The 22,186-nt window shown below is 37.2% G+C and carries 18 protein-coding genes and 1 pseudogene; 7 read left to right on the top strand and 12 right to left on the bottom strand.

Features of this window, described 5'->3' with window-relative positions; translation table 11 throughout:
* Nucleotides 1-405: 405 nt before the first annotated feature.
* Nucleotides 406-1,176 carry a DUF7225 domain-containing protein gene (locus IEV41_RS15615; protein WP_188389429.1) on the bottom strand — a complete coding sequence of 257 codons (771 nt, stop codon included), beginning with the start codon at nucleotides 1,174-1,176 and terminating at the stop codon, nucleotides 406-408.
* Between the two features lie 141 nt (nucleotides 1,177-1,317).
* Between IEV41_RS15615 and IEV41_RS15620 the strand changes: the two genes are divergently transcribed.
* The 5 genes from IEV41_RS15620 (at nucleotide 1,318) to IEV41_RS15640 (ending at nucleotide 5,510) form a co-directional block, all read left to right on the top strand.
* A complete protein-coding gene (locus tag IEV41_RS15620; RefSeq protein WP_188389430.1) occupies nucleotides 1,318-1,758 on the top strand; it encodes an Rrf2 family transcriptional regulator in 441 nt (146 codons plus the stop codon).
* 70 nt (nucleotides 1,759-1,828) lie between these two features.
* Nucleotides 1,829-2,527 carry a class I SAM-dependent methyltransferase gene (locus IEV41_RS15625; protein ID WP_188389431.1) on the top strand — a complete coding sequence of 233 codons (699 nt, stop codon included), beginning with the start codon at nucleotides 1,829-1,831 and terminating at the stop codon, nucleotides 2,525-2,527.
* Nucleotides 2,528-2,961: 434 nt separating this feature from the next.
* A complete protein-coding gene (gene ahpC, locus IEV41_RS15630; RefSeq protein WP_188389432.1) occupies nucleotides 2,962-3,525 on the top strand; it encodes an alkyl hydroperoxide reductase subunit C in 564 nt (187 codons plus the stop codon).
* 42 nt (nucleotides 3,526-3,567) lie between these two features.
* Nucleotides 3,568-5,097 carry an alkyl hydroperoxide reductase subunit F gene (ahpF, locus tag IEV41_RS15635; protein ID WP_188389433.1) on the top strand — a complete coding sequence of 510 codons (1,530 nt, stop codon included), beginning with the start codon at nucleotides 3,568-3,570 and terminating at the stop codon, nucleotides 5,095-5,097.
* A gap of 137 nt (nucleotides 5,098-5,234) precedes the next feature.
* Nucleotides 5,235-5,510, top strand: a complete 276-nt coding sequence (locus IEV41_RS15640) for a hypothetical protein (RefSeq protein WP_188389434.1) — start codon at nucleotides 5,235-5,237, stop codon at nucleotides 5,508-5,510.
* A gap of 419 nt (nucleotides 5,511-5,929) precedes the next feature.
* On the opposite strand, the gene IEV41_RS15645 is transcribed toward IEV41_RS15640, so the two are convergent.
* The 4 genes from IEV41_RS15645 to IEV41_RS15660 form a co-directional block, all read right to left on the bottom strand.
* Complete coding sequence (locus tag IEV41_RS15645; protein WP_188389435.1) at nucleotides 5,930-9,367, bottom strand: VWA domain-containing protein; 3,438 nt, start codon at nucleotides 9,365-9,367, stop codon at nucleotides 5,930-5,932.
* 111 nt (nucleotides 9,368-9,478) lie between these two features.
* Nucleotides 9,479-10,186 carry a class B sortase gene (gene srtB / locus IEV41_RS15650; RefSeq protein ID WP_188389436.1) on the bottom strand — a complete coding sequence of 236 codons (708 nt, stop codon included), beginning with the start codon at nucleotides 10,184-10,186 and terminating at the stop codon, nucleotides 9,479-9,481.
* Between the two features lie 378 nt (nucleotides 10,187-10,564).
* Nucleotides 10,565-12,484, bottom strand: coding sequence for a ribosomal protection-like ABC-F family protein (gene abc-f / locus IEV41_RS15655; protein ID WP_188389437.1), 1,920 nt, complete (start codon nucleotides 12,482-12,484; stop codon nucleotides 10,565-10,567).
* A gap of 479 nt (nucleotides 12,485-12,963) precedes the next feature.
* Nucleotides 12,964-13,674 (bottom strand): M48 family metallopeptidase, encoded by a 711-nt coding sequence (locus IEV41_RS15660; RefSeq protein ID WP_373284255.1) that lies wholly within the window; start codon nucleotides 13,672-13,674, stop codon nucleotides 12,964-12,966.
* 427 nt (nucleotides 13,675-14,101) lie between these two features.
* On the opposite strand from IEV41_RS15660, the pseudogene IEV41_RS15665 reads away from it, so the two are divergent.
* Nucleotides 14,102-14,759 (top strand): annotated as a pseudogene (locus tag IEV41_RS15665) (class I SAM-dependent methyltransferase).
* 72 nt (nucleotides 14,760-14,831) lie between these two features.
* Here the strand turns inward: IEV41_RS15665 and IEV41_RS15670 are convergent.
* The 3 genes from IEV41_RS15670 to IEV41_RS15675 form a co-directional block, all read right to left on the bottom strand.
* Nucleotides 14,832-15,518 carry a Dph6-related ATP pyrophosphatase gene (locus tag IEV41_RS15670; RefSeq protein ID WP_188389439.1) on the bottom strand — a complete coding sequence of 229 codons (687 nt, stop codon included), beginning with the start codon at nucleotides 15,516-15,518 and terminating at the stop codon, nucleotides 14,832-14,834.
* A 143-nt stretch (nucleotides 15,519-15,661) separates the two neighbouring features.
* Nucleotides 15,662-15,787, bottom strand: coding sequence for a hypothetical protein (locus IEV41_RS20205; RefSeq protein ID WP_268235147.1), 126 nt, complete (start codon nucleotides 15,785-15,787; stop codon nucleotides 15,662-15,664).
* The gene (locus IEV41_RS15675) at nucleotides 15,784-16,851 is read right to left on the bottom strand and encodes a Rap family tetratricopeptide repeat protein (protein WP_188389440.1); all 1,068 of its coding nucleotides are present in this window, start codon (nucleotides 16,849-16,851) and stop codon (nucleotides 15,784-15,786) included. Before IEV41_RS15675 ends, IEV41_RS20205 begins: the two co-directional genes overlap by 4 nt.
* A 203-nt stretch (nucleotides 16,852-17,054) precedes the next feature.
* Here IEV41_RS15675 and IEV41_RS15680 point away from each other — a divergent pair, with 203 nt between their 5' ends.
* Entirely contained in the window at nucleotides 17,055-17,918 is an 864-nt protein-coding gene (locus tag IEV41_RS15680; RefSeq protein ID WP_188389441.1) for an outer membrane protein assembly factor BamD, read from the top strand.
* Nucleotides 17,919-18,027: 109 nt separating this feature from the next.
* Here the strand turns inward: IEV41_RS15680 and IEV41_RS15685 are convergent, their stop codons facing one another.
* From IEV41_RS15685 to IEV41_RS15700, 4 genes are read right to left on the bottom strand one after another with little or no spacing between them, the layout of a single operon-like run.
* Entirely contained in the window at nucleotides 18,028-18,987 is a 960-nt protein-coding gene (locus tag IEV41_RS15685; RefSeq protein ID WP_188389442.1) for a 5-oxoprolinase subunit C family protein, read from the bottom strand.
* The gene (locus IEV41_RS15690; protein WP_188389443.1) at nucleotides 18,984-19,754 is read right to left on the bottom strand and encodes a LamB/YcsF family protein; all 771 of its coding nucleotides are present in this window, start codon (nucleotides 19,752-19,754) and stop codon (nucleotides 18,984-18,986) included. The genes IEV41_RS15685 and IEV41_RS15690 overlap by 4 nt, the downstream gene beginning before the upstream one ends.
* Nucleotides 19,755-19,764: 10 nt before the next feature.
* Nucleotides 19,765-20,472 carry a 5-oxoprolinase subunit PxpB gene (gene pxpB / locus IEV41_RS15695; RefSeq protein ID WP_188389444.1) on the bottom strand — a complete coding sequence of 236 codons (708 nt, stop codon included), beginning with the start codon at nucleotides 20,470-20,472 and terminating at the stop codon, nucleotides 19,765-19,767.
* 19 nt (nucleotides 20,473-20,491) lie between these two features.
* Nucleotides 20,492-21,691: an NRAMP family divalent metal transporter gene (locus IEV41_RS15700; protein ID WP_188389445.1), complete on the bottom strand. Its 1,200-nt coding sequence runs from the start codon at nucleotides 21,689-21,691 to the stop codon at nucleotides 20,492-20,494.
* Between the last annotated feature and the right edge of the window lie 495 nt (nucleotides 21,692-22,186).

Here is a 22,186-nt window from a genome sequence, read left to right on the forward strand (position 1 = left end):
TAGGAAAACAGACAGCGCTCATGATCATCAAGGCGCTGTCTATTTTTTTGTTACCACTCTCTACTAACATCCTTCATGATACTTCTACAAACGAAATATAGGTTATATCCATTTATACACAAAACGTTAACCTGTTCGTAACGGAATGTTCAAAAAATAACAAATCATTATCCTACTATATACGTTATGATGAAGAAGTAGTGAAAACATAACATAGTTGGAACTCCCACCAAAACGTTAGTAACACGAAATTAATCCAACTAAGTGATAACGCCCTATTGAAGAAAAGTATGGCATTGTACGAAACGCCTTTGGAACCATCCCCTTCGTTCCAAGGCAGCATACAAACCCAAAGAAGAAACGGTATGTACATATCGTTTCTTCTTTGGGTTTTACTGAATACATTTACCCTTTATCCATCTTCTTTAGCTTACTTATCTCCAATTCAAATGTATCACCGTATGTCCTCATAATCGGAAAGATTTCCTCTTTCGGACCATAAAATAACAACTTAAAATCATCTTTCACATATTGTACGACAAAGAAATCGTCAAATTGATCAAACGTCTTCGAATTAATTGTCACAAATCCATTCTCTTGTGCCGTTGTTTTGACACTAATTCTTCTACCACTTTTCACGACATCAAATCCGTGCTGATTCGTTTCTTTCGCCAATTCCCCTTTCGTATGAAGTACGCAATAGAACTCTCCAATTCTGCCAATTAAATGCCTTAATTCTGTTGCTTTACAGCCTAACACTTTCATCTCAAAGCGCAACATCTCTATATATTCTTCATATAAATGTTGAATTTGTCCTAGGCCCATCTTCTGAACAGAAGCACAATGAACCTCGTCCTTCTCATACAATAGAAGCTCTCCATTCAACCATTCTCCTATCACAAACTCTTCACCCACACCTTGTGGTTTATGAAAGATAAGTCCTGTGTATCCATAATTCTCCCCAACATACTTATATTCACTTCTCGTAATATAGACAAAGAGATGCTTTGTAAAACGAGCTCCATGATTGAAACGGTTATAACAAAAATCAGAAGGGATAACGCTCCCCCGATTTGTTTGAAATCGTGCCACTAACATTTCTTTTAGTTCGGAAGAAGAAAAGATTTCTCCTTCTCTTCCTTTCAAAACCTCTCTTAACTGTTCATATATTTTCATGCTGGAACTCCCCTTCGCCACTACATCTTCCCAACATATATCGGCTTGTCTGCTATATTCCTTGAACAAGACCACTACCTTGCCTAAAATGACAACTAACGCTATTATAGACTCAATGAATCTATAATTAAGAGGTGAAACATGAAATATTCAAAAGCAACAAACTACGCTCTTCACACAATTGCGTATTTAGCACTTGTTCCAACAGGAAAAACAATTGGTGTGAAACAGTTAGCAAACGTACAGAAAGTATCACCCACATACTTATCAAAGGTATTAACAACACTCGTGAAAGCCACATTTATTGAATCTGTCCCAGGTGTAAACGGTGGCTATCGCTTAGTAAAAGAGGCAAAAGATATTACGTTTCTCGATGTCATTCATGCGATTGAAGGGAAAACTCCCCTCTTTCATTGTGAGGTAGAAAGCACCATGCATGACCGACAAACTTGCTTCATCGAAAGCATCATGAGCAAAGCAGAACAAAAAACAGAAAACTATCTACGTTCCCAAACAATCGAAAACGTTGTCCAAAAAATGAAAGCACATATAAAAGAATGTGCGCATTCTGCCACCATGTAATTTTCCACACAAATTACAGACTCTATTTATCCGCAATTATTTCTATAAAAAGAAAGCGAGAAAATAAATAATGAAAAAAGAACAGGTAACCACTTCTACACCTGCTCATACATATGAGCAAAAAACACGTATCTCCGTTCCAAGCTACGATGCGTTATTTTCAATGATTCAATCCTACTTTCGCATGCAGCTACAAAAATCCTCTTCTTCCATCCTTATCGTCGGTGCAGGAGGCGGAAATGAACTTTCTGCATGGGGACCACCAAATCCAACATGGACCTTTACTGGTGTCGATCCTTCTGAGCAAATGCTGACACTTGCGAGAAACAAGGCAATAGAACTGGAGTTAGAAAATCGCGTTACACTAATAGAAGGAACAATAGATAACTTGTCATATCCACCAGCTACGTTCGACGCCGCAAGTTGCATATTAGTCCTTCACTTCATCCATGATTACGAAGAAAAACGGAAGCTATTAAAGAAAATCAGAGAACATGTACAACCAGGAGCTCCATTTGTCCTCGTTAGTGCATACGGCGACCGTAACGATCCTGAACTCGAGCAACGAGCGAACATATGGAAAAGCTTTTTGATTGATGGCGGATTTGATGCCGAGGAAATGAATGCAAGAATGAAAATAAGTCTAGAGAAACTATCTCTTCTATCTGAACGTGAAATGAAACAACTATTAGAAGAAGCTGGATTTATACACGTAACGAAATTTTACGCCACTGGCATCTTCGGTGGATGGATATGCCATGCAACTTAATACTTCTCCAAAAGTCCCTACTTGTTAGGGCCTTTTCTTTTTATATAAAGCGATCTATCGAATTTGTCACAATCGTCACAATTCATTTAACTAATCTTTCTTCCACGATAGTTCAAAACAGACAAATTATTTTTGGACTGATAAGATAAAAATAAGAACTCTTTATCACGATACTATTTCCTCCATGAATACTTTCCTATCAAGGGATTATCCTACTATCCCATCTAGTAATAAACTTGAATTTTTCTATCTTACCCCTTTAAATTGAGAATGTTTCTCAAAAAAATCGCGCATATGTATTGACAAAAATAAAAAATCTAATAAAATAATAAATATCTGATTAGAATTATTCTTAATTAGGTCTAATAAAAAATTACACATTTGAACAAACTAATACGTGTTGTTCAAAACATATACTTAGGAGGAATTTTATTATGTTATTAATCGGTACAGAAATCTTACCATTCAAAGCAATGGCTTTCCAAAAAGGCGAATTCTTAGAAGTTACAAACGAAAACTTAAAAGGTAAATGGAGCGTAGTTTGCTTCTATCCAGCAGACTTCACTTTCGTATGCCCAACTGAGTTAGAAGATTTACAACACCAATATGCAACATTAAAAGACTTAGGAGTAGAAGTATACTCAGTATCAACTGACACTCACTTCACTCACAAAGCATGGCACGATCATTCAGAAGCTATCGGTAAAATCGAGTACATCATGATTGGTGACCCAACATTAACAATCTCTCGTAACTTCAACGTATTAGTTGAGGAAGATGGTCTTGCAGCTCGCGGAACATTCATCATCGATCCAGATGGCGTTATCCAAGCTGTTGAAATCAACGCTGGTGGTATCGGCCGTGACGCAAGCATCCTTGTAAACAAAGTGAAAGCTGCACAATACGTTCGTAACAATCCAGGCGAAGTTTGCCCAGCTAAATGGGAAGAAGGCGCTTCAACACTTAAGCCAAGCCTTGACCTTGTAGGTAAAATCTAAGGAATACAAAATAAAGAAATGAAATGTAAGGAGTAGATACACATGTTACTAGAAGCAGATATCAAAGCACAATTAAACCAATATCTTCAATTGATGGAAGGCGATGTACTACTTAAAGTTAGTGCGGGTTCTGATGAAACATCACGAGATATGTTAGCTCTTGTAGACGAGCTAGCGACGATGTCATCACGAATCAAAGTAGAAACAACAGAATTAGAAAGAACACCAAGCTTTAGTGTAAATCGTGTCGGCGAAGATACAGGAGTAATTTTTGCCGGTATCCCTCTAGGACACGAGTTCACTTCATTAGTTTTAGCTTTATTACAAGTTAGTGGCCGTGCTCCAAAAGTTGAGCAAAAAGTCATTGACCAAATCAAAAACATCAAAGGCGACTACCGCTTTGAATCGTATATCAGCTTAAGCTGCCACAACTGTCCTGATGTTGTTCAAGCTCTTAACTTAATGAGTGTTCTAAACCCAAATATCTCACACACGATGATTGACGGCGGAGCATTCAAAGAAGAAGTAGAAAGCAAAGAAATCATGGCAGTACCAACTGTACTTCTAAATGGTGAAGCATTCGGAAGCGGTCGTATGACACTTGAAGAAATCCTTGCGAAATTAGGTAGCGGCCCAGACGCTTCAGAATTCGCAGACAAAGATCCATACGATGTACTTATTGTTGGTGGTGGCCCAGCTGGTGCAAGTGCAGCAATCTATGCAGCACGTAAAGGTATCCGTACAGGTATCGTTGCTGAGCGCTTCGGTGGTCAAGTAATGGATACAATGGGTATCGAGAACTTCATCAGTGTAAAGAAAACAGAAGGTCCGAAGCTTGTTGCTAGCCTTGAAGAACACGTAAAAGATTACAACATCGATGTAATGAACTTACAACGCGCAGCACGTCTAGAAAAGAAAGACTTCATCGAAGTTGAACTTGAAAACGGTGCAGTGCTTAAGAGTAAGAGTGTTATCTTAGCAACAGGTGCTCGCTGGCGTAATGTTGGCGTACCTGGTGAAGCAGAATTCAAAAACAAAGGTGTAGCATACTGCCCACACTGTGATGGTCCTTTATTCGAAGGTAAGGACGTAGCAGTAATCGGTGGTGGTAACTCTGGTATCGAAGCTGCAATCGACTTAGCTGGTATTGTTAAGCACGTAACAGTTCTTGAATTCATGCCAGAATTAAAAGCTGACGCTGTCTTACAAGAACGTCTATACAGCTTACCAAACGTAACTGTGCTAAAGAACGTTCAAACGAAAGAAATCACTGGTACTGACAAAGTAGAAGGTATTTCTTACATCGACCGTGAAACAGAAGAAGTTGGCCACGTTGAATTACAAGGTGTATTCGTTCAAATCGGTCTTGTTCCAAACACTGACTGGTTAGGCGATACAATCGAACGTACGAAATTCGGTGAGATTGTAACAGACAAGCACGGTGCTACAAACGTACCAGGTGTATTTGCTGCTGGAGACTGCACAAATAACCCGTACAAACAAATCATTATCTCAATGGGTTCAGGCGCAAACGCATCACTAGGTGCATTTGATTACTTAATCCGTAACTAATGACATATCGAAAGCCGCTGTACACCATGTACAGCGGCTTTCTTTTTATTCTATCCCGCATCCTTTTCACCTCATAGAGGATTTCCCTACCCAAAGTGCGTATTAATTCAGTAAGAAAAGAAAGGAGCAAACAAACGATGGGATCTATTATCGCTATTACCTTACTCCTCCTTTGTGGGTTAACACTATCCTTAGTCGTTGGGTTCTTTCAGTATTTTGTACACCGCGTACATTTATCCCTTTTCTTTATCGGTGCATACGTCCTTTGTTACTTCATTATTAGTGATTTCTACCTCTTCTCCATTAGTACCTTCTTTGCTTTCTCACTAATCGGTAGCTTGCTTGGAAAGTATGTACGGTATATAAAGAACCTTGCGGATAAAAAAATAGAGAACTTGAAAGAAAAACAGTGACTTTTTCAGTACACTGCTTTTCTTTCTAAAATATTTTTATAAATAAAATCGAAATTCCCAATATAGTCATTTAATAAGTAAAATAGATCATATGCCCAATAAAATAAAAACATAAAATTGAAATAAATTGATTCACTACTACCAATAAAAATTGATAGCATCTCCCTTTATCCCGATACTTTCTAGCAACCATTATATTTGGAATTAATAATAACCAGCTTGAAATTACTGCAAAAGTAAGGGCACATAAAAACCACATCATTTGAACATTCTTCGTCATTACATCAAAATATTTCGCTGCAATTAATGAGGTAAAGAATGCAATAATCATGATTATAATGTTAATTATATACAAATACCAATGTTTCAAATGCATTTGAAAGTAACATTTAACATACCCTTTCATCTTTACATCTCCTTTAATTTAATATGTTTATATTATCATAACGAAGGTTAGAATCAGAATGGAATAAGTTAATCCCATGGATTTCTGAGACTGCATAAGAACTAAAAAAATTCAGTTCGGGATTAATTATATTTTGGTGCTTATCTCTTGGTGTCCATCCCCCTACTTCTTTTCCAATCCTTTTAACATAGTCACTATTACCAAAAAGTTCACCTACAAGATCTTTCTTGTAATAGTAGTTCGTGATTTGCTTCTTCGCCTCGGACACAATACTTCCTTTTAACGTACTATAATGTCCTCTATTGTATCCTAATGCATTGAAAGTCGCACCAGCAGGCTCATTAATATCGTCTTTAAAGAATCCAAACGCTCCATCATTTTTGTCATGAACTTTATAAAAAACATCTTGCGCTAATCTTCCACCTAGTGAATGACCAGTAACATAAAATTCTGCGTTCGGATAATACTTAGCTAAATATGAATAAGTGGTAAATGCATATTTTGATTGAATGCTGTCAATACCGAAGAAAAGTACCCCGTCAGTTAAAAAGTCATGTATAGGGTCACTACTAGGCTCTGTTCCTCTTAACCCAAAAATAATCGCATCTGGCTGGCCAGGACGAGTAATTTTAATTGCCACACTCCCTAAACCAAAATCTTTAGAATCTACCTGTCCCTTTCCACCAGAATCATTTGCATGAATAATTGTCCAGTCTTTCAATTCTTCAATGCCAGAAGAACCAATACTAGAGAAATTATAATTTGATTTTACGAGACTATCGATCGTACTAGATATGTTAGCATTTAAATTACTATAACTCAATCCGGCAACTAATGATAATGTACGATCTGTAATGCTATAAACCATCGGCTTTGGGTCTTTCTTATCTAAAATTCCATCTGTATCGCTATCTTTTAAGGTAGGATTGGATTTCATCAAGAAGGATTCATTCTTATAAACCATCTCGTCTCCATCTTGAATGCTATCACCATCGCTATCTTTCTTTTCAAAATCCGTCGTTATCCATAAACCATTACTTGTTCTCATACCACGTTTTTCATGATAATCAGATAACCCATCTCCATCAGTATCTGTAGCAAGGTCTACTGTTTCCTCAGAAGTATTATCAAAAATTCCATCTAAATCATCCGTGGTAGAAGCATGATAGTACTTTCCACCTGTTTCCGTCGCAATTTTTTGTAAAAGCCCCTCATCAATATCGTTACCTAGACCAATTGTAAACACGACAATTCCACGGTCTATCGCTTCTTTTGTTAAGTTATGATTGTAATAACCTTGACCATCCGTAAGAAGAATAACGTACTTAACATCGGATTCATTGTCTTTTAACGCATCAATAGCAGCTCTCATACCAGCTGTTAAATTCGTTCCTCCCCAACTATCAATACGATCTATCGCTTCTTTAATTGTGTCCTTGTCGCTCGTAAGTGGTGTCAATACATCTGCATACATATCAAAGTCAATAACAGCTGCTTTATCATTATCATCAAGCTTATCAACAAATTTTTTGGCAGTCTGTTTTCTAATTCCTTTTGGATCATTCAAATCCATGCTTCCAGATGAGTCAATCGAGAAACCAATAACTAATTCAACATCCACAATCTCACCACTATGTGGAGGTTTCATTTCTTGTGCCCAGACTTTATCTAATTCCGTCTTATTTAATAGTATATAACTAGAGAAATGAGAGACAGTTGTGCTTACTTCCCCTCTTTCTTTATTAATCTTTTGATTGGGTAATAACTCTAATCCTTTCGTATCCTCGTTAAAATAATAGATTGCTGGATTAAAATTAGAATTGCTAAGTAACTTTTTATCAAATGAAAAAGTCATTTGTGCAGTATCAAAAGATGCTGGTGTATTAAACTCATAAGCTGAACCAATATATCCAGGGATAGCCTCATTTAAATACGGATTGTTGGCGCTAATTTTCGAAATTGAAACACTATCTAAATTCTTCCCCGATAAATTCATCGTTACAGAAGGTTGTACTTTATTATCCTTATTATTTTCATCCACTTTTACAGTCAGCTCAAATGTTTCATCCCCATCTTTCGTGCCATCTCCATCGGTATCTTGCACTAAAGGATTTGTACCTTGAGAAATTTCATTACCGTCTGTAAGACCATCCCCGTCGGTATCTTCATTAATTGGTTCTGTACTATATGTATTTACTTCATCGCTATCTTTTAATCCGTCAAAATCTGAATCAGCATTCAATGGATTTGTTTTAAGCTCATATTCTTTAAGGTTACTTAATCCATCAGCGTCAAAATCTTCTTGATCATCTGTAGTACCATTACCATCAGTATCTTTCTTTAACAAATTGCTGCCTAGATATTGATACTCATAACCATCTGGAAGGCCATCTTCATCGGTATCTGCATTAGTTGGATCACTTTTCAATACTTCTTCTAACGCATCAGGTAATCCATCTTGATCCGTATCAATATTATCAGGAATTACTCCTATTCCAAACTCACTGTTATAAACAGATACTTCATTAGAATCTTTCGTTCTACCATCATGTCCTAGCGCAATAATTTTATATGTATAGACCCCATATTCTTTTATATTGTTATCTATATAATTTGTTGAAGTATGTTCATTAACAATTTCTGTGAAATCCTTTTTCTCAAACTTTCTTAAAACTTTATAAGCTTTAGCGTTTTTAATTTCATTCCATACAAGTTCAAAACTAGCTTCTTGAGCTTTAACTTTCAAAGCAAAGTCATTTGTTAATTCTAATTGACTATAATCAAAATCTATTTCTGCTGTTGTAACAATTTCATATTTTTGATCTTCAAACTGGATCTCATGTGATGTAGAAACAGATACTTTTGATGTTTCTGCTTTCGCATCTGCAAATGGAGCCAAAAGCATTGCTGGGATGAGTAAAAATGTTATATTCTTACTTGCTTTCTTTTTATACATCACTGTAATTGAAACAATAAGAACAAGACTAGATATCCCTAGTATAATTACATATGTTAAAAAATCTGTATCGTCTCCTGTATTAGGAGCACCATCATCAGTATCCGTTATTGAATCTGTTGCTCCGTCTTCAGCTAAATTATCGACCTTACTGTCTACATGTTGGAGTTGTAAATCTAAAGTTATTGTCTCAGATTCTCCAACTTTCTCAAACTCCCAAACTAGTTTCTGATCCTTTGTTACCACATCACCACTTTTACCTTGTAAACTCTCCGGGAGTGTTGTTGTAACTACAAGATTATCACCTGTAATTGGTAGTGTATTTATAATCTGTATTTGTGATTGTACTGGTTCATCAACAGTATAATTTTGTTTATCAGTTGAGACCGTCACTTGCAAACCTGGTTGCTTTTCATTAGCTAAAGCTTGATTTGTTGGTAATAATAAAAAGAAACCAGCTATAAGCACTAATGAAAGTAATCTTTTTAACTTCATGTACTTTTAAACTCCTTACATTTCATAAAATTTACGTTGTGCTATAAATCCTTCATCTTTTCAGTTTGATGTAGCGAAACTACTTATTTTGTATTATTAAGTAATAATTGCTTATTTCATTAATTTCGCATGAACGATAAGTCGTTCGTCATCATCAACTGTACAAGTTGCCAATGTCAGAATCATATCATCTTCAGTTACTTCAACATCTGTCTTTACCTCTGACTGATTTTCAAGCTGTTTGAGATGATTTTTTTGATCTTGACTACTAAAATGTGGATTCATCCAATCTGTATTGGTAGTTGTATAAACAGAAAAAATTTCAAATTCATAATCATTGTCTTGAAATTCCAATTTAATCCTTTTATGAAGGGAATAATAATCAATGTCTAAATAGTTTTTGAGACTTCCAAACATACTTCCATCCTTCATATTGTGCCCATACAAAATAACATTTTTATCCAAATCATCCATTATGTTTCGATAATCCATAAAAATAGCACCTGCGAAATCTTTATTCTTATAAAAATTATGAGAAAGATAAAAATTATTATCTACTGATTGGACAACTGGATAGTCAATTTCTGTATCTCCAATGCTTAGCCAACCTATATAATCCTGATTAATGTTTTCTAAGAGCTTTGAATTACTATCATATTGTTGTTTAGTGTAAACTTCCCTAATACCTTCATAAACTTTTGCTGACTCATGATAATACTTCATATTTACCAATATTGAACTTACTGAATAGATGATTCCCAAACAACTTCCAAATAAAGCTAAAGTTAATAGTACTTTTCTAATAGAATCCCTCCTCACCTTTCCTTACCCTAGGAAAAAAATCACATTATTTCCCTATATTATTTTAACAGAATATATTTTTATGTAAATATTGGATTTGTAGTTAACTTAAACCAATACTTGTTTCTTAATATTTCTATAGCTATTCCATCAATCCCATGATTTATCCGTTTAATATTTTTATTGAATCACTAATTAATAATCCACAAAACTGTTAACTTAGGAGCTAAAACCAAACAATTAGATACTATTGCTTGATTTCTATATAAATTAATGAATGGTTTTATTATGATTTTTTCTTTTTAAAACATATAAAAAGAAATGCCCCATTCAATAAAGTGAACAGGGCATTTCCTTTATATCATGCTTATTTAAATAACTATAATTCCATACATATTACACCTCTAAATGGAGCCATATCTCCATGCTTGAATCTAATTCATTGCTTAATTTCACTTTCCTAAAGTAAAGTTTATTCAGTTCCTCATGATTAAGATGTTCAGCAATCATCGCAGTATCAATCTCACTAATTTCGCTTTCAAGACGTTCAATTTTCGCTAACGTCTTTTCCTTTTCTTTCGCTTTCTTCGTCTCTTCTGGTACAATCCGTTCTTTCTTTACCTTTACAACAGGTTCTTCTATCACGAGTACACTACGCTTTTCTTGCTCTTGCTTATACGCATCATAATTACCAACATACGACTTGAAAGCACACTCCTCAATCGCAATAATTCTGTCACTCATGCGGTTAAGGAAATATCGATCATGCGAAATGAAGAAAATCGTCCCTTTGAAATCTTCTAATGCCGCTTCCACCGTTTCGATGGAATCAATATCAAGATGATTCGTCGGCTCATCGAGAATTAACACGTTAATATCGTGGTACAGAAGCATCGCAAGCTTCAAGCGAATTCGCTCACCACCGGATAGATGCTTTACTTTCTTAAATGGACTGCTTTTATAAAACATAAACTTCGCCAAGTATTCACGGGCCTTCCCTTCTACAATCGAAATCCCTTCCCGAAACGTGTCAACGACTGTCTTCTCTTCATCCTCAAAGAAAATTTTCTGCGGTAAATAGGCCGCCTGTACACTTGCACCTAATTCTACTCTGCCACTATCTGCTTTTTCCTCTCCAAGCAACATCTTTAAGAATGTCGTCTTTCCACTCCCATTCGGACCAATCAGACCAACTCGTTCTCCGAAATGAACCATAAGCTCCGCATCATTGAAAATAACTTTATCATCATACCTCTTCGACAATTGGGTTGCCTTCATCGTTTCTTTTCCGGCGCGGTTCGTCTCGTTGAATGCCAATCGCATCTTACTTCGCTCGAACGTCGGCTTATCAATGCGCTCCATCTTATCTAGCTTCTTCTGCATACTTGCTGCACGTCGGAAGAATTTATTATTATCTGCACGCATCGCCCAGTCACGAAGGCTCATAATTGTTTTTTCCATGTTGACGATTTTCTTCTGTTGCTCTCGGTAATGCTCATATTGGATGCGCATGTTCTCTTCTTTTTGCTCGACAAACGAAGAATAGTTCCCTTTATAGGAAATTGATTCCATATCCTCGATCTCCACAATTTTCGAAACAACATGATCAAGGAAATAACGGTCATGTGAGACAATCAAAACAATCCCTTTATAACTTTTTAAATACCCTTCCAACCACTCAATTGCTTCCATATCTAAATGGTTCGTCGGCTCATCGAGTAACAAAATATCCGGCTGATGAATCAATAACTTTCCTAACACAACCGTCGTCTTCTCTCCACCACTCAGTAAATCAAACTCCCTATCCAAGAAACTATCCGAGAATTTTAGACCAATACACACTTTATTCAATTTCTCTACTCGCTCATAGCCGCCTTTCACTTCAAACAACTGAACGAGTTCACTATACTTCGTTAACGCCTTTTCAAGCGCACGATTTTCTAATGTCTTCATCTGTTCTTCTATGTCACGCATCTCTGCTTCAATGCGATCAACTTCTTCAAACGCAATATTTAATACATCGATTACTTTTAACCCTTTTGGAAATGTTGGTGATTGCTCCAAATAGGCAACACTTCCTCCTCTTGGCAAATGAATCAGCCCTTCATCATAGCCGAAGCTAGAAGTTTGCGGGTAACCAGGGTAGTAATTCATCGGCTCAATCCCCGCAATAATTCTTAGAAGCGTACTCTTCCCGCTTCCGTTCGCTCCGACAATCCCAATTTTGTCCCCTTCATACGCTTCCACTGACACATCCTTCAATACAAGCGTTGCTTCCATATATTTTTTGATACCGTTAATTTTCATCTCTAACATGAGAGTCCCTTCTTTCATCCATAAGATATGTCACGCTTTTATGGACAGGGCAAAGAAGATTACTATTTAGTTGTATAACAAAAAAGACCGTAAGAAGAACGTTCTTCTTACAGCCTACTTATATGAGTACCTATAATTTATCGAATACGTCAAAGCAAACATATGCATAGAAACAAGCACATGTTAATGCTTAACAATCTTGTACTAGCTGCATAAGCAAGTACTTCCATAAATTATCATCTCGATATGAGTAAAGTAAGTGATCTTCTAAATTGCCTGCATTCCATAAAGAGCACAACAAATACACCTACACAAAATAGGCACTTGTACACTCGATACAAAATTTCATATTAATTTTTAACATCAATTAATATTTAGCAATTTATCGGATTCATTGGCTTACTTCCCTCCTCATAGATTTCCTTTATCATCTCACGACTTACAATTTTTGTAAATATTTTTGTTGTATAATAATAAACCTACACCGTCATCTTCCAATTAGAAACAGCCAGCCATCTCTCTTTCTCCTTGTAATCAGGCATAATCTTCCCGACAAGACGCCAGAACGAACGGTCATGGTTCATGTGCATCATGTGACACATCTCATGTACAACAACGTAATCAAGTACTTCACGTGGTGCCATTGCTAGCCTCCAGTTGAATGTCAACTTACGCTCGCCGTCACACGTTCCCCAGTTCTTCTTACTATCCGTAATGCGAATCGAACGTGGCTTCATTTTGAAATAGCTTTGGTAAAATGCAATACTCTCTTCTACTAACGCTTTACATTGCTTGTAGTAAAAGTGGCGTAACGCTTGCTTCACCTTCTCATCCTCTAGCACGTTCACATACACATACAACGTATCCCCTTCAAACACGACGTAATCTTGGGAGATTGTTGTGTCATGATTAATTTGGATTGGATAGTTTCGTCCTAAATAAAGAAACGTTTCGCCTTCATCGTAATTTCGTTGCTTCGGTCCGTTTTGACGTTCTTTCACCTCTCGGACTTTCTGCTCGATGATATCCCATTTTCCTTTTAAAAAGTGCTGTATCGCTTCTTCTGTTGTACCTTTTGGGACGTGGATTTCTAGATTGCCCAAGCTGTCAATTAAAATTCGAATCGAGGTACGGTTTTTATGTTTTATTTCGTAATTAATATGGTTATTGCTCATTGTGTGGCTCCTCATAAAAAAATGCTCTTGTCTGTTCTTGTTTCGTATTATATATACTCCTATCCTTCTAGCGATTTGCCTGTGTACTTCCTTATTATCTACTACATACAAATCTTCTAACTCCATATTAATACACAATCCATAGATTTCAATTACAGTCTGTTCACTTTTTTAAACAAGGACCATATATGTAGAGACTCCAAACATTCTTTTTTTGAAAATTATTGATGCAATGAAGCACCAAAATTACGAAGCGACATAGCCTATTAACAATAGGTGATTATCCATTGGCTAATCTCTATTCCCAACAACACCTAAGTTTAACCCTTCCATTCCACAAACTAAACGTGAACAAGCTAATTCAATTATTAACTCGATTGAATTAGGCTAAAGACTTATTAGATAGTTTACAAAATAGATTGAAGAAAGTTGGTATATGAAGATGGGACGAGAATTTTTAGATATATTTACTGGATGGGCAAAAGACTATGATGCATTTGTTCAAGGGAAAGATGCGGAGTACGCAGACGTATTTAAAGATTATCACGAAATATTAGTGACCATTTCCGATAGAGCTGGCGAAGCTGTTGTAGAATTTGGCAGTGGAACAGGGAATTTGACAACCGAACTACTAAAACGTGGAAAGAAGGTATATCCCTGTTGAACCCTCAGACGAAATGCGTCAAATCGCTACTAGCAAAGAGGAATTAAGAACCGTCACTTTTATTGATGGTGACATGGAAAATTTCCCTTTACCTGATTTTCCAATCGATACAATCGTTAGTACGTTTGTCTTTCATCATTTGACGGATATAGAAAAACAAACAGCTATTAAAAAATATTATGATTTATTAGAACTAGGTGGAAAAATAATTTTTGGAGATACCATGTTCCTATCAAAAGACGTGCACCATGAAAAAATTACAAAAGCCTATGCTAGAAACCATCAAAACCTTGCGGAAGATTTGCAGCGAGAGTATTACCCTCTCCTGCCTAATATGGAACGCTATTTTCGCGAGAATGGTTTCACCACTCGCTTTCAGCAAATGAATGAATATGTATGGATTGTCGAAGCTGTAAAACAAATAAAGAACGTATAAGAATGCTAAGTCTGCATGTAGTCAGACTGTGAGGGATGTATCCCCCACAGTCTTTTCATTTCATACGGTACTCTATTCTAACTCCAATGGTAAAAACGCATACTCTCCGTTCCTAAGAATTTCGCCTTGCCGAACTGGAATAGGTTCTTTAAAAATCGGTCCATCGATTACGGTCGTATGGAACTCCCCACCTTCTCCGCACGGATCAATACCACGATCTTCAAGTTCCTTTATATATTCATGTGTGAACGTTCGTCCTAAATCCTCTTCTCGCATTCCGAGTGACAAGTTAACCGTAACAACGACCGTGACAAAGCCAAGATTGATGAATTCGTCGACTGCTGCGCGATGATCCATCTCCCATAATGGCATCCCAAGCTTTAAGCCAGCATTTTTCGTCACTTTGTCATGCCAACAACCATGTTCAGGCATGTCCAAGTCCCCAGTTACTAACACTTCTGTCCCTTCATTTTTTGCTTTTTCTAATAGTTCCATAAATACTTGTTCATAATCGGCCCAGCTTGCTGCTGCCATATATACAGGCAAACCTAGTGAACTAGCTTGAGCCTGTATCAATTCTGGAGGCATTCCATGCGATCTCGAACGCTGTCCTTCTTCCTCCAACATTACAATGAGTCCAACTGCTTCTCCAACTTGCATTGCTTTATAAAGTGCTAAGACACTATCCTTACCTCCACTAAACGAAGTGATAAATCTATGTCCGTTTGCGCCATTTTTCCAAGCTTTTGATTGTGTCATTTCTCTCTTCTCCCTCGCTTGATTCTTTTACAATATCTATATATCTACATCAATAATAACTACTATATATTCTTCCTGTACATAACGAAAAAAGGAAACAGATTAAAACCTGTTCCCTTTTGTTTATAAAATGATGATTCCTATTAAATTTGTTCTCCATGCTCCGTATCTAATTTGACCACATCTGAATTTCCCTCAATTGTTCCTGGTCCAAAAGAAAACACAAATACACTCATTAGTCCAACCATAGCTAATTTAAGTCCTTTCATTTCAACGCCCCCATTTTCTTTAATATTTGCCTTGCCTCGTAACTCTTACGGAAATATGAACTCGCTTTTAATTCGTTACCAGCATCGTACCATCTATTCGCTAATTCTTCGTTATATATGTGTACATCTTTCCACATTTCCAGTTTTTTCAGATATTCAATTGCTATTAAGAAAATTCCTTCTAATTCTTCAACAGATAAACGATCATTTTTTGCTTTTAACACTAAAAAGTGATGATTGTACTCTTCACTGCAAAACTTTAAACCTTCTTCAATATATATTGATGCCTTTTGTGTTTTCTTTAATTTGTAGTGTTCCCTCGCTAATAGGTATGTTACCCTGATTCGTGGATTCTTTTTATACACTTCAATAAGATGCCTGATTGCAACTTCCGATAAATCCTGATCGGCATACATCAATCCAAGATTATGTCTAGCTTTTATAACGAGTGAATCTTCATTCGCCTCCTTAAAGATATCTAGAGCTTCTAATAAATATTCTTCTGCTAGTTCATATTGTTCTAATACAGTACATGCAGTTCCTAATAAGTTTTTACAGGCGCCCATCTTAATTTCATACCCTTCACGTTGAAAAAAGAATTCTTGTGCCTTTGTAGCATAATGAATGGCTAGTACCGGTTGTGATAAATAGTATTGAAAAATTGCAACACGATAGTTAAATTCTGCTTTTTCTGCTTCATCAGGAATAGTAACTAATAATTCCTCCGCAAGTTGATAATGCTCCTTCGCGTCACTATAATTCCCGATTTCTATCGCATAGATAAATTTAAAGAAATGGTAGTAATACTTTAAGAAGGTATTTGTTTGTTGTTCGGAGATAGGTTTATCGAAATCTGCTTTGAAATCTTCTATTAATATCTTGTATCGAAAGTCTAGTAATGAGTAATAAGTAAGGATATCCCGGTCTTCTTCCATTCGATTAATTTTGCGATCAATCTCTTCTTTCAACTTCCTTGCTTTAATCACATGGTGCACACGCATTTCTTGATACCAGTCATTTAATAACTTTGTAATTTCTTGCTTGGTGATAACCTCTACAGTCAAAAATAATCCTCCTCTCTTATTTTTGATAATAATTCCATTTTATATCGTTCTATCTCACTTTAATAGATAAAATTCTGAATATTTTTTCGATTATTTCACTCTCATTCAATAAATTAGACACCTATGTAAATAATTTGAAGCTTTTCATTTGATATATTGATATAGAAAAAATAAAATAACAATGGTGAAAGGGAGAGATACATATGAAAAAAATGATAGTAATGTTTTTTTGCTCACTTATAATCCTAAGTGGATGCGGTTCGAAAGTATATGATGAACAGGTTGATTTAGGTATCAAAGCAATAGACAAAGGGGACTATACAGAGGCTATAAATTCTTTTGAGAAAGCCAAAAAAGAAAAAGACACAGATGAGGTTCAGAACTACATCCAATTGGTGAATAATCTACAAGAAAGTGCTTCTGCATTGAAAGATGAAAAATATGAAGAGGCAATTACAACTGCTGAAAAAGTATTGAAAGAAGAAATGGATGAGAAAATATCTTCATTCATAAAAACAAAAGCTGAAGAAATTATCGAAGCAGCAAAAGATTCACAAGAACAAGTCGAATCTATCAAGAAAGAAATTCAAGTAGGAAAAGATTTATTAAACCAACAAAAATATGACGAAGCTATTCAAACCTTCAAAACAGTATCTGAAAAAGAAAAACCAGAACAACTTGTGAAAGAAGCAATAAGTTTAATGGATGAGGCTAATACTGCGAAAAAGCAGTATGAAGAAGAACAGAGAAAAGCCAAAGAAGAACAAGCTAAAAAAGAAAAAGCTGAATTAGAAAAGAAACAAGCCGAACAAAAAACAAAAGAAAAAAAGAAAAAGCAACAAGATACAAGTAAAAACGCAGGTACTTTAACAAAAGCAGGAGCTGAGGACCTTGTGCGTAAACAATACCCTATACCAGAAAAAATAATAGCAGAATATTTTCGTACAAATGAACAAGGGGATCATATCATCGAAACGTATCAAATTGTAAGCGACCACCACGCAACTTTCCATGGATACTATAGTGTAAATTCAAAGACAAAAGAAGTAAAGTGGATAGGTAGATAGACCACTATATCCCCTTAAGATAGACAGCAAAAAAGACCATGTGATGTAATGCTCTTAACTGTTATCTTAAGGGGATTTTTGTATGCATATACCTAGTCATTTAACTTCATCACGTATTAACACCTATCGTAACTTTCTCCAACACACGTAAAAACCTCGCTCGTTCCCGATACAATCTCTGAGCCTCTTCTACCGACACAGCCGTAAATCGTACGCTACAACCCGGTAACGCCTGCGCTAACAACGGAATATCAACCGAAATAACCGTAGCTATTCTCGTATATCCTCCCGTTGTTTGCCGATCTGCCATCAAAATGATCGGCTCACCGTTGGCCGGGACTTGTATCCCTCCAAGCGGAATAGCCTCTGAAATAATATCTGCTGTTTCGGCATGCTGCAAGGCTGGGCCTTTCAAACGATAGCCCATTCGGTCTGATTGAGGTGTGACCTCGTAGACAGATGAAAAGAACGTTTCAATCGAAGACTCCAAAAAGGCATGGTGATGTGGCCCTATACAGACACGAACCGTAATCTCCTTTTCATAACGAGGAATCTCTTTAATATGAAGCGCACGGCCCGCTACTACACAAGTCGTTTCTATTCCATGCAATACATCCCCTGTCTGAAGAACGCGCCCCTCTAACCCACCAATATTAGCTTTCACATACGTAGATTTACTCCCCATCACAAGCGGTATATCAAATCCACCAGCTACACTCACATACGTACGAGCACCTTCGATTGGTCGTCCGAATGCCAGTACATCCCCTTTGTTCAAGCGAAAACTTTTCCACATCGGTGCAGGCTCCCCATTTACTGTCGGCGAAAGATTGCCACCGCATATCGCAATTACAACATCCTCTAATACTTGTAAAGTTGGCCCCATCATCGTGATTTCAAGCGCTGCTTCGTCTCTTCGATTACCAACGAGAAGGTTCGCAAGTTGCAAAGCATATTCATCCATCGCCCCCGCTACAACCATTCCATATTGTTGATAGCCAGTACGCCCTAAGTCTTGAAACGTTGTGAAAAGTCCTGGTTTGATGACGCGAAATACACGTTTCGTCATGGACACGCTACTCCAATAGGTTGAATATGTATGTTTTCAGTTAGTAACTTTTCTCGTAATGTTTGTACAAATTGCAACGCTTCCGGTCCATCCCCATGCACACAAATCGTATCCGCTTGAATCGCAATATCTTGTCCGTTCACTGCCTTTACTTTCTTTTCTTTTACCATTCGAAGCACACGCTTTGCCGCAACATTCACATCATGAATCATCGCATTTGGATATGAACGTGGAGTGAGTGTTCCGTCCGGTTGATACGTCCGGTCCGCAAATACTTCTTGTGCTACGGTCAGTCCTACTGCTTCCCCAGCTCGGACAAGCTCACTTCCTGCTAGACCGAATAAAATCAAATCTGAATTCACCGTATACACAGCTTTCGCAATCGCGTCTGCCATTTTTCTATCTGTCGAAGCCATATTATAAAGCGCACCGTGTGGCTTCACATGCTTAACGTTTGTTCCACATACAGTTGCCGCAGCTTGTATCGCACCAACTTGATAGACTACAAGGTTAAAAATTTCCTCTTCTGACATCTTCATCTCACGCCGTCCAAATCCACCTAGGTCAGGAAAGCCTGGATGTGCGCCAATACTAACGCCAAGCGAATGCGCTAGTTTTACCGTATCCATCATGACGTTATAATCACCCGCATGAAAGCCACACGCGATATTCGCAGATGAAACATGCTGAAGTACTTCTTCATCATTTCCGATTGTATACGCCCCGAAGCTTTCCCCTACATCACTGTTTAAGTCAATTGTCTGCATCTTCATCCCCCTATTTTCCCACATGCGTTACTGTATATTCTCCAACATTAATAGCGCTTTCAATTTTAGCGTACTCACTCTCACTTATTGGAACGAAACGAACATAGTGACCAGCAGATAATAGAATCGGATTCTTTCTCGTAGGATCATATAGCTTCACTGGCGTTTGTCCAATAAGTTGCCAGCCACCTGGTGTTTCGAGCGGATAAATGCCCGTTTGATCCCCCGCAATGCCAACAGATCCAACCGGAATATTCGCCCTCGGATTCTCCCTCCGAGGCGTCGCAATCTGCTTCGACATCCCACCTAAATAAGGGAATCCAGGAACAAAACCCATCATATAAATAAGATAGTCTTGCCCAGAATGAATCGTAATTACCTCTTCCTCTGACAGACCATTATACTCCGCGACAAAAGCTAAATCCTCTCCGCTGTAATACGTAGGAATTTCGAAGATAAGCGAAGCCGAACTTTCTACACTTCCTTCTATATTTCTATCCATCACTTCAAGCTGTTCCTGAATCTCACTATAACTCACCACATCAGGGCGATAATAGATAGCTAGTGTTGTATAAGCCGGCACCCACTCTACAATCCCATTAATCGGATGCTTGCTTAAATAATCGACAAACACTCTAATTCGTTGATTCGTCTCTTCCGAAATGACGGTTCCAAATACAAGTTGAATTCCTGTGTCTCCTAGTGGATAACATTTCACACATGCTCCTCCTCACATATTACGAAAATAATTGCGGAAGTTGATTGATTAACGTTATAACCGCTAAATACGCCGTTGCGGCAAAGACAATCACGCCAAAAATAGTTAACCATACTGGATGCTTGTAATCTCCCACGATTGATTTTTTATGTGCCGCAATTAATAAAGCCCCTAATCCAACTGGCAAGATTAATCCATTAAATGCTCCTGCTAAAATAAGCAATGTTACTGGCTTACCAATTAACACAAAAATAATCGTCGAAACAACAATAAATCCGACAATCACTTTCGTATGATTGCGATCCACCTTTTTCGATAACGTACGCAAGAACGATACAGATGTGTACGCTGCACCAATGACGGATGTAATCCCTGCCGCCCATAACACTAATCCAAACATTTTATACCCAACGACACCCGCTGCTTGCTGGAAAACAGATGCAGGAGGATTGGCTGGATCTAGTTTAAATCCTGTCGCGACAACTCCGAGTACCGCAAGGAATAAAAAGATACGCATAATAGACGCAATCACAATCCCAGTAACCGAACTTTTCGTTACATAATGAAGGTTTTCTTTTCCCGAAATACCTGCATCTAACAGACGATGCCCTCCGGCAAAAGTAATATATCCACCGACCGTACCACCTACTAGCGTAATAATTGCAAACATATCAATGGTTGTTGGCGCAAATGTATGAACAATTGCCTCACCTACTGGCGGATTACTTCGAAACGCTACGTACAACGTTAGGAGAATCATCATGATTCCTAATATACGCGTAATCTTGTCCATCGCTACGCCAGCTTCTTTCGAAAGAAAAATCCCAACCGCAATAACTCCCGTAATAACCGCTCCGACGCTAGGATCAATCCCAACTAACACGTTTAGTCCAAGCCCTGCCCCGCCAACATTTCCAACATTAAACGCAAGGCCGCCTAAAGCAACTGCGAAAGCTAAAAAGTACCCAAGTCCCGGCAAGACCATATTCGCAATATCTTGACCACGTCTTTTCGATACAGCGATAATGCGCCAAATATTCACTTGCACACCAATATCCAAAATAATCGACATCAAAATAACAAACCCAAAACTAGCTAACAACTGCTCTGTAAACACAGCCGTTTGTGTCAAAAAAACCGGCCCAATCGCAGAAGAACCCATCAAAAAAGCTGCCCCTAATAACACGCCCCATCTACTCTTTGTAGAAGTATCTCCCATCGTATCCCTCCCCTTTATGATGAAAATAAGACTTATTATTTTATGATAACACAAAATTTTCAGTTTATTAAAAAGGTAAGCATCTAACGTTCGTATGCCTAATTGAAAATGGTTCTAGGCGTAATTAATATAGATAGTATATTACCAACCTAAACTATATTTCCCTACTAAAAATTAAAACCGAAGTCATTCATATTAATGGCGGATATTGAAAGTACTTTTATTCATATGGTTGTGAAAATAGAAAAAAATAGGGGATTTAGAAAAAGAGGATGATTCAATTGTTTCAAGTAACCTTCATTACACACTAAATATATATGATAGTACTAAGACTCCTTTTATAGATAGGACGAAAACGAGCATTACTAAAATTATATTCATACCCAAAAAATGAGTAACCTATATCTAAAATACTTTGTCTATTTCATCGAGCATGGAAATGTTCCTTCTAAGTAAATACTGCCCGAACTTTGAAACAATCTATAGCTTTCTACA

The organism is Priestia taiwanensis, assembly GCF_014638355.1.
GTDB lineage: Bacteria > Bacillota > Bacilli > Bacillales > Bacillaceae_G > Priestia_D > Priestia_D taiwanensis.

Coding starts and splice junctions, on each gene's coding strand:
- IEV41_RS20205 (WP_268235147.1), bottom strand. CDS start 15,787: ATGAAAGGACTTAAATTAGCTATGGTTGGACTAATGAGTGTATTTGTG.
- abc-f (WP_188389437.1), bottom strand. CDS start 12,484: ATGTTAGAGATGAAAATTAACGGTATCAAAAAATATATGGAAGCAACG.
- IEV41_RS15685 (WP_188389442.1), bottom strand. CDS start 18,987: ATGACGAAACGTGTATTTCGCGTCATCAAACCAGGACTTTTCACAACG.
- ahpC (WP_188389432.1), top strand. CDS start 2,962: ATGTTATTAATCGGTACAGAAATCTTACCATTCAAAGCAATGGCTTTC.
- IEV41_RS15625 (WP_188389431.1), top strand. CDS start 1,829: ATGAAAAAAGAACAGGTAACCACTTCTACACCTGCTCATACATATGAG.
- IEV41_RS15680 (WP_188389441.1), top strand. CDS start 17,055: ATGAAAAAAATGATAGTAATGTTTTTTTGCTCACTTATAATCCTAAGT.
- IEV41_RS15670 (WP_188389439.1), bottom strand. CDS start 15,518: ATGACACAATCAAAAGCTTGGAAAAATGGCGCAAACGGACATAGATTT.
- ahpF (WP_188389433.1), top strand. CDS start 3,568: ATGTTACTAGAAGCAGATATCAAAGCACAATTAAACCAATATCTTCAA.
- IEV41_RS15640 (WP_188389434.1), top strand. CDS start 5,235: ATGGGATCTATTATCGCTATTACCTTACTCCTCCTTTGTGGGTTAACA.
- IEV41_RS15660 (WP_373284255.1), bottom strand. CDS start 13,674: ATGAGGAGCCACACAATGAGCAATAACCATATTAATTACGAAATAAAA.
- IEV41_RS15700 (WP_188389445.1), bottom strand. CDS start 21,691: ATGGGAGATACTTCTACAAAGAGTAGATGGGGCGTGTTATTAGGGGCA.
- IEV41_RS15690 (WP_188389443.1), bottom strand. CDS start 19,754: ATGCAGACAATTGACTTAAACAGTGATGTAGGGGAAAGCTTCGGGGCG.
- IEV41_RS15645 (WP_188389435.1), bottom strand. CDS start 9,367: ATGAAGTTAAAAAGATTACTTTCATTAGTGCTTATAGCTGGTTTCTTT.
- IEV41_RS15615 (WP_188389429.1), bottom strand. CDS start 1,176: ATGAAAATATATGAACAGTTAAGAGAGGTTTTGAAAGGAAGAGAAGGA.
- IEV41_RS15620 (WP_188389430.1), top strand. CDS start 1,318: ATGAAATATTCAAAAGCAACAAACTACGCTCTTCACACAATTGCGTAT.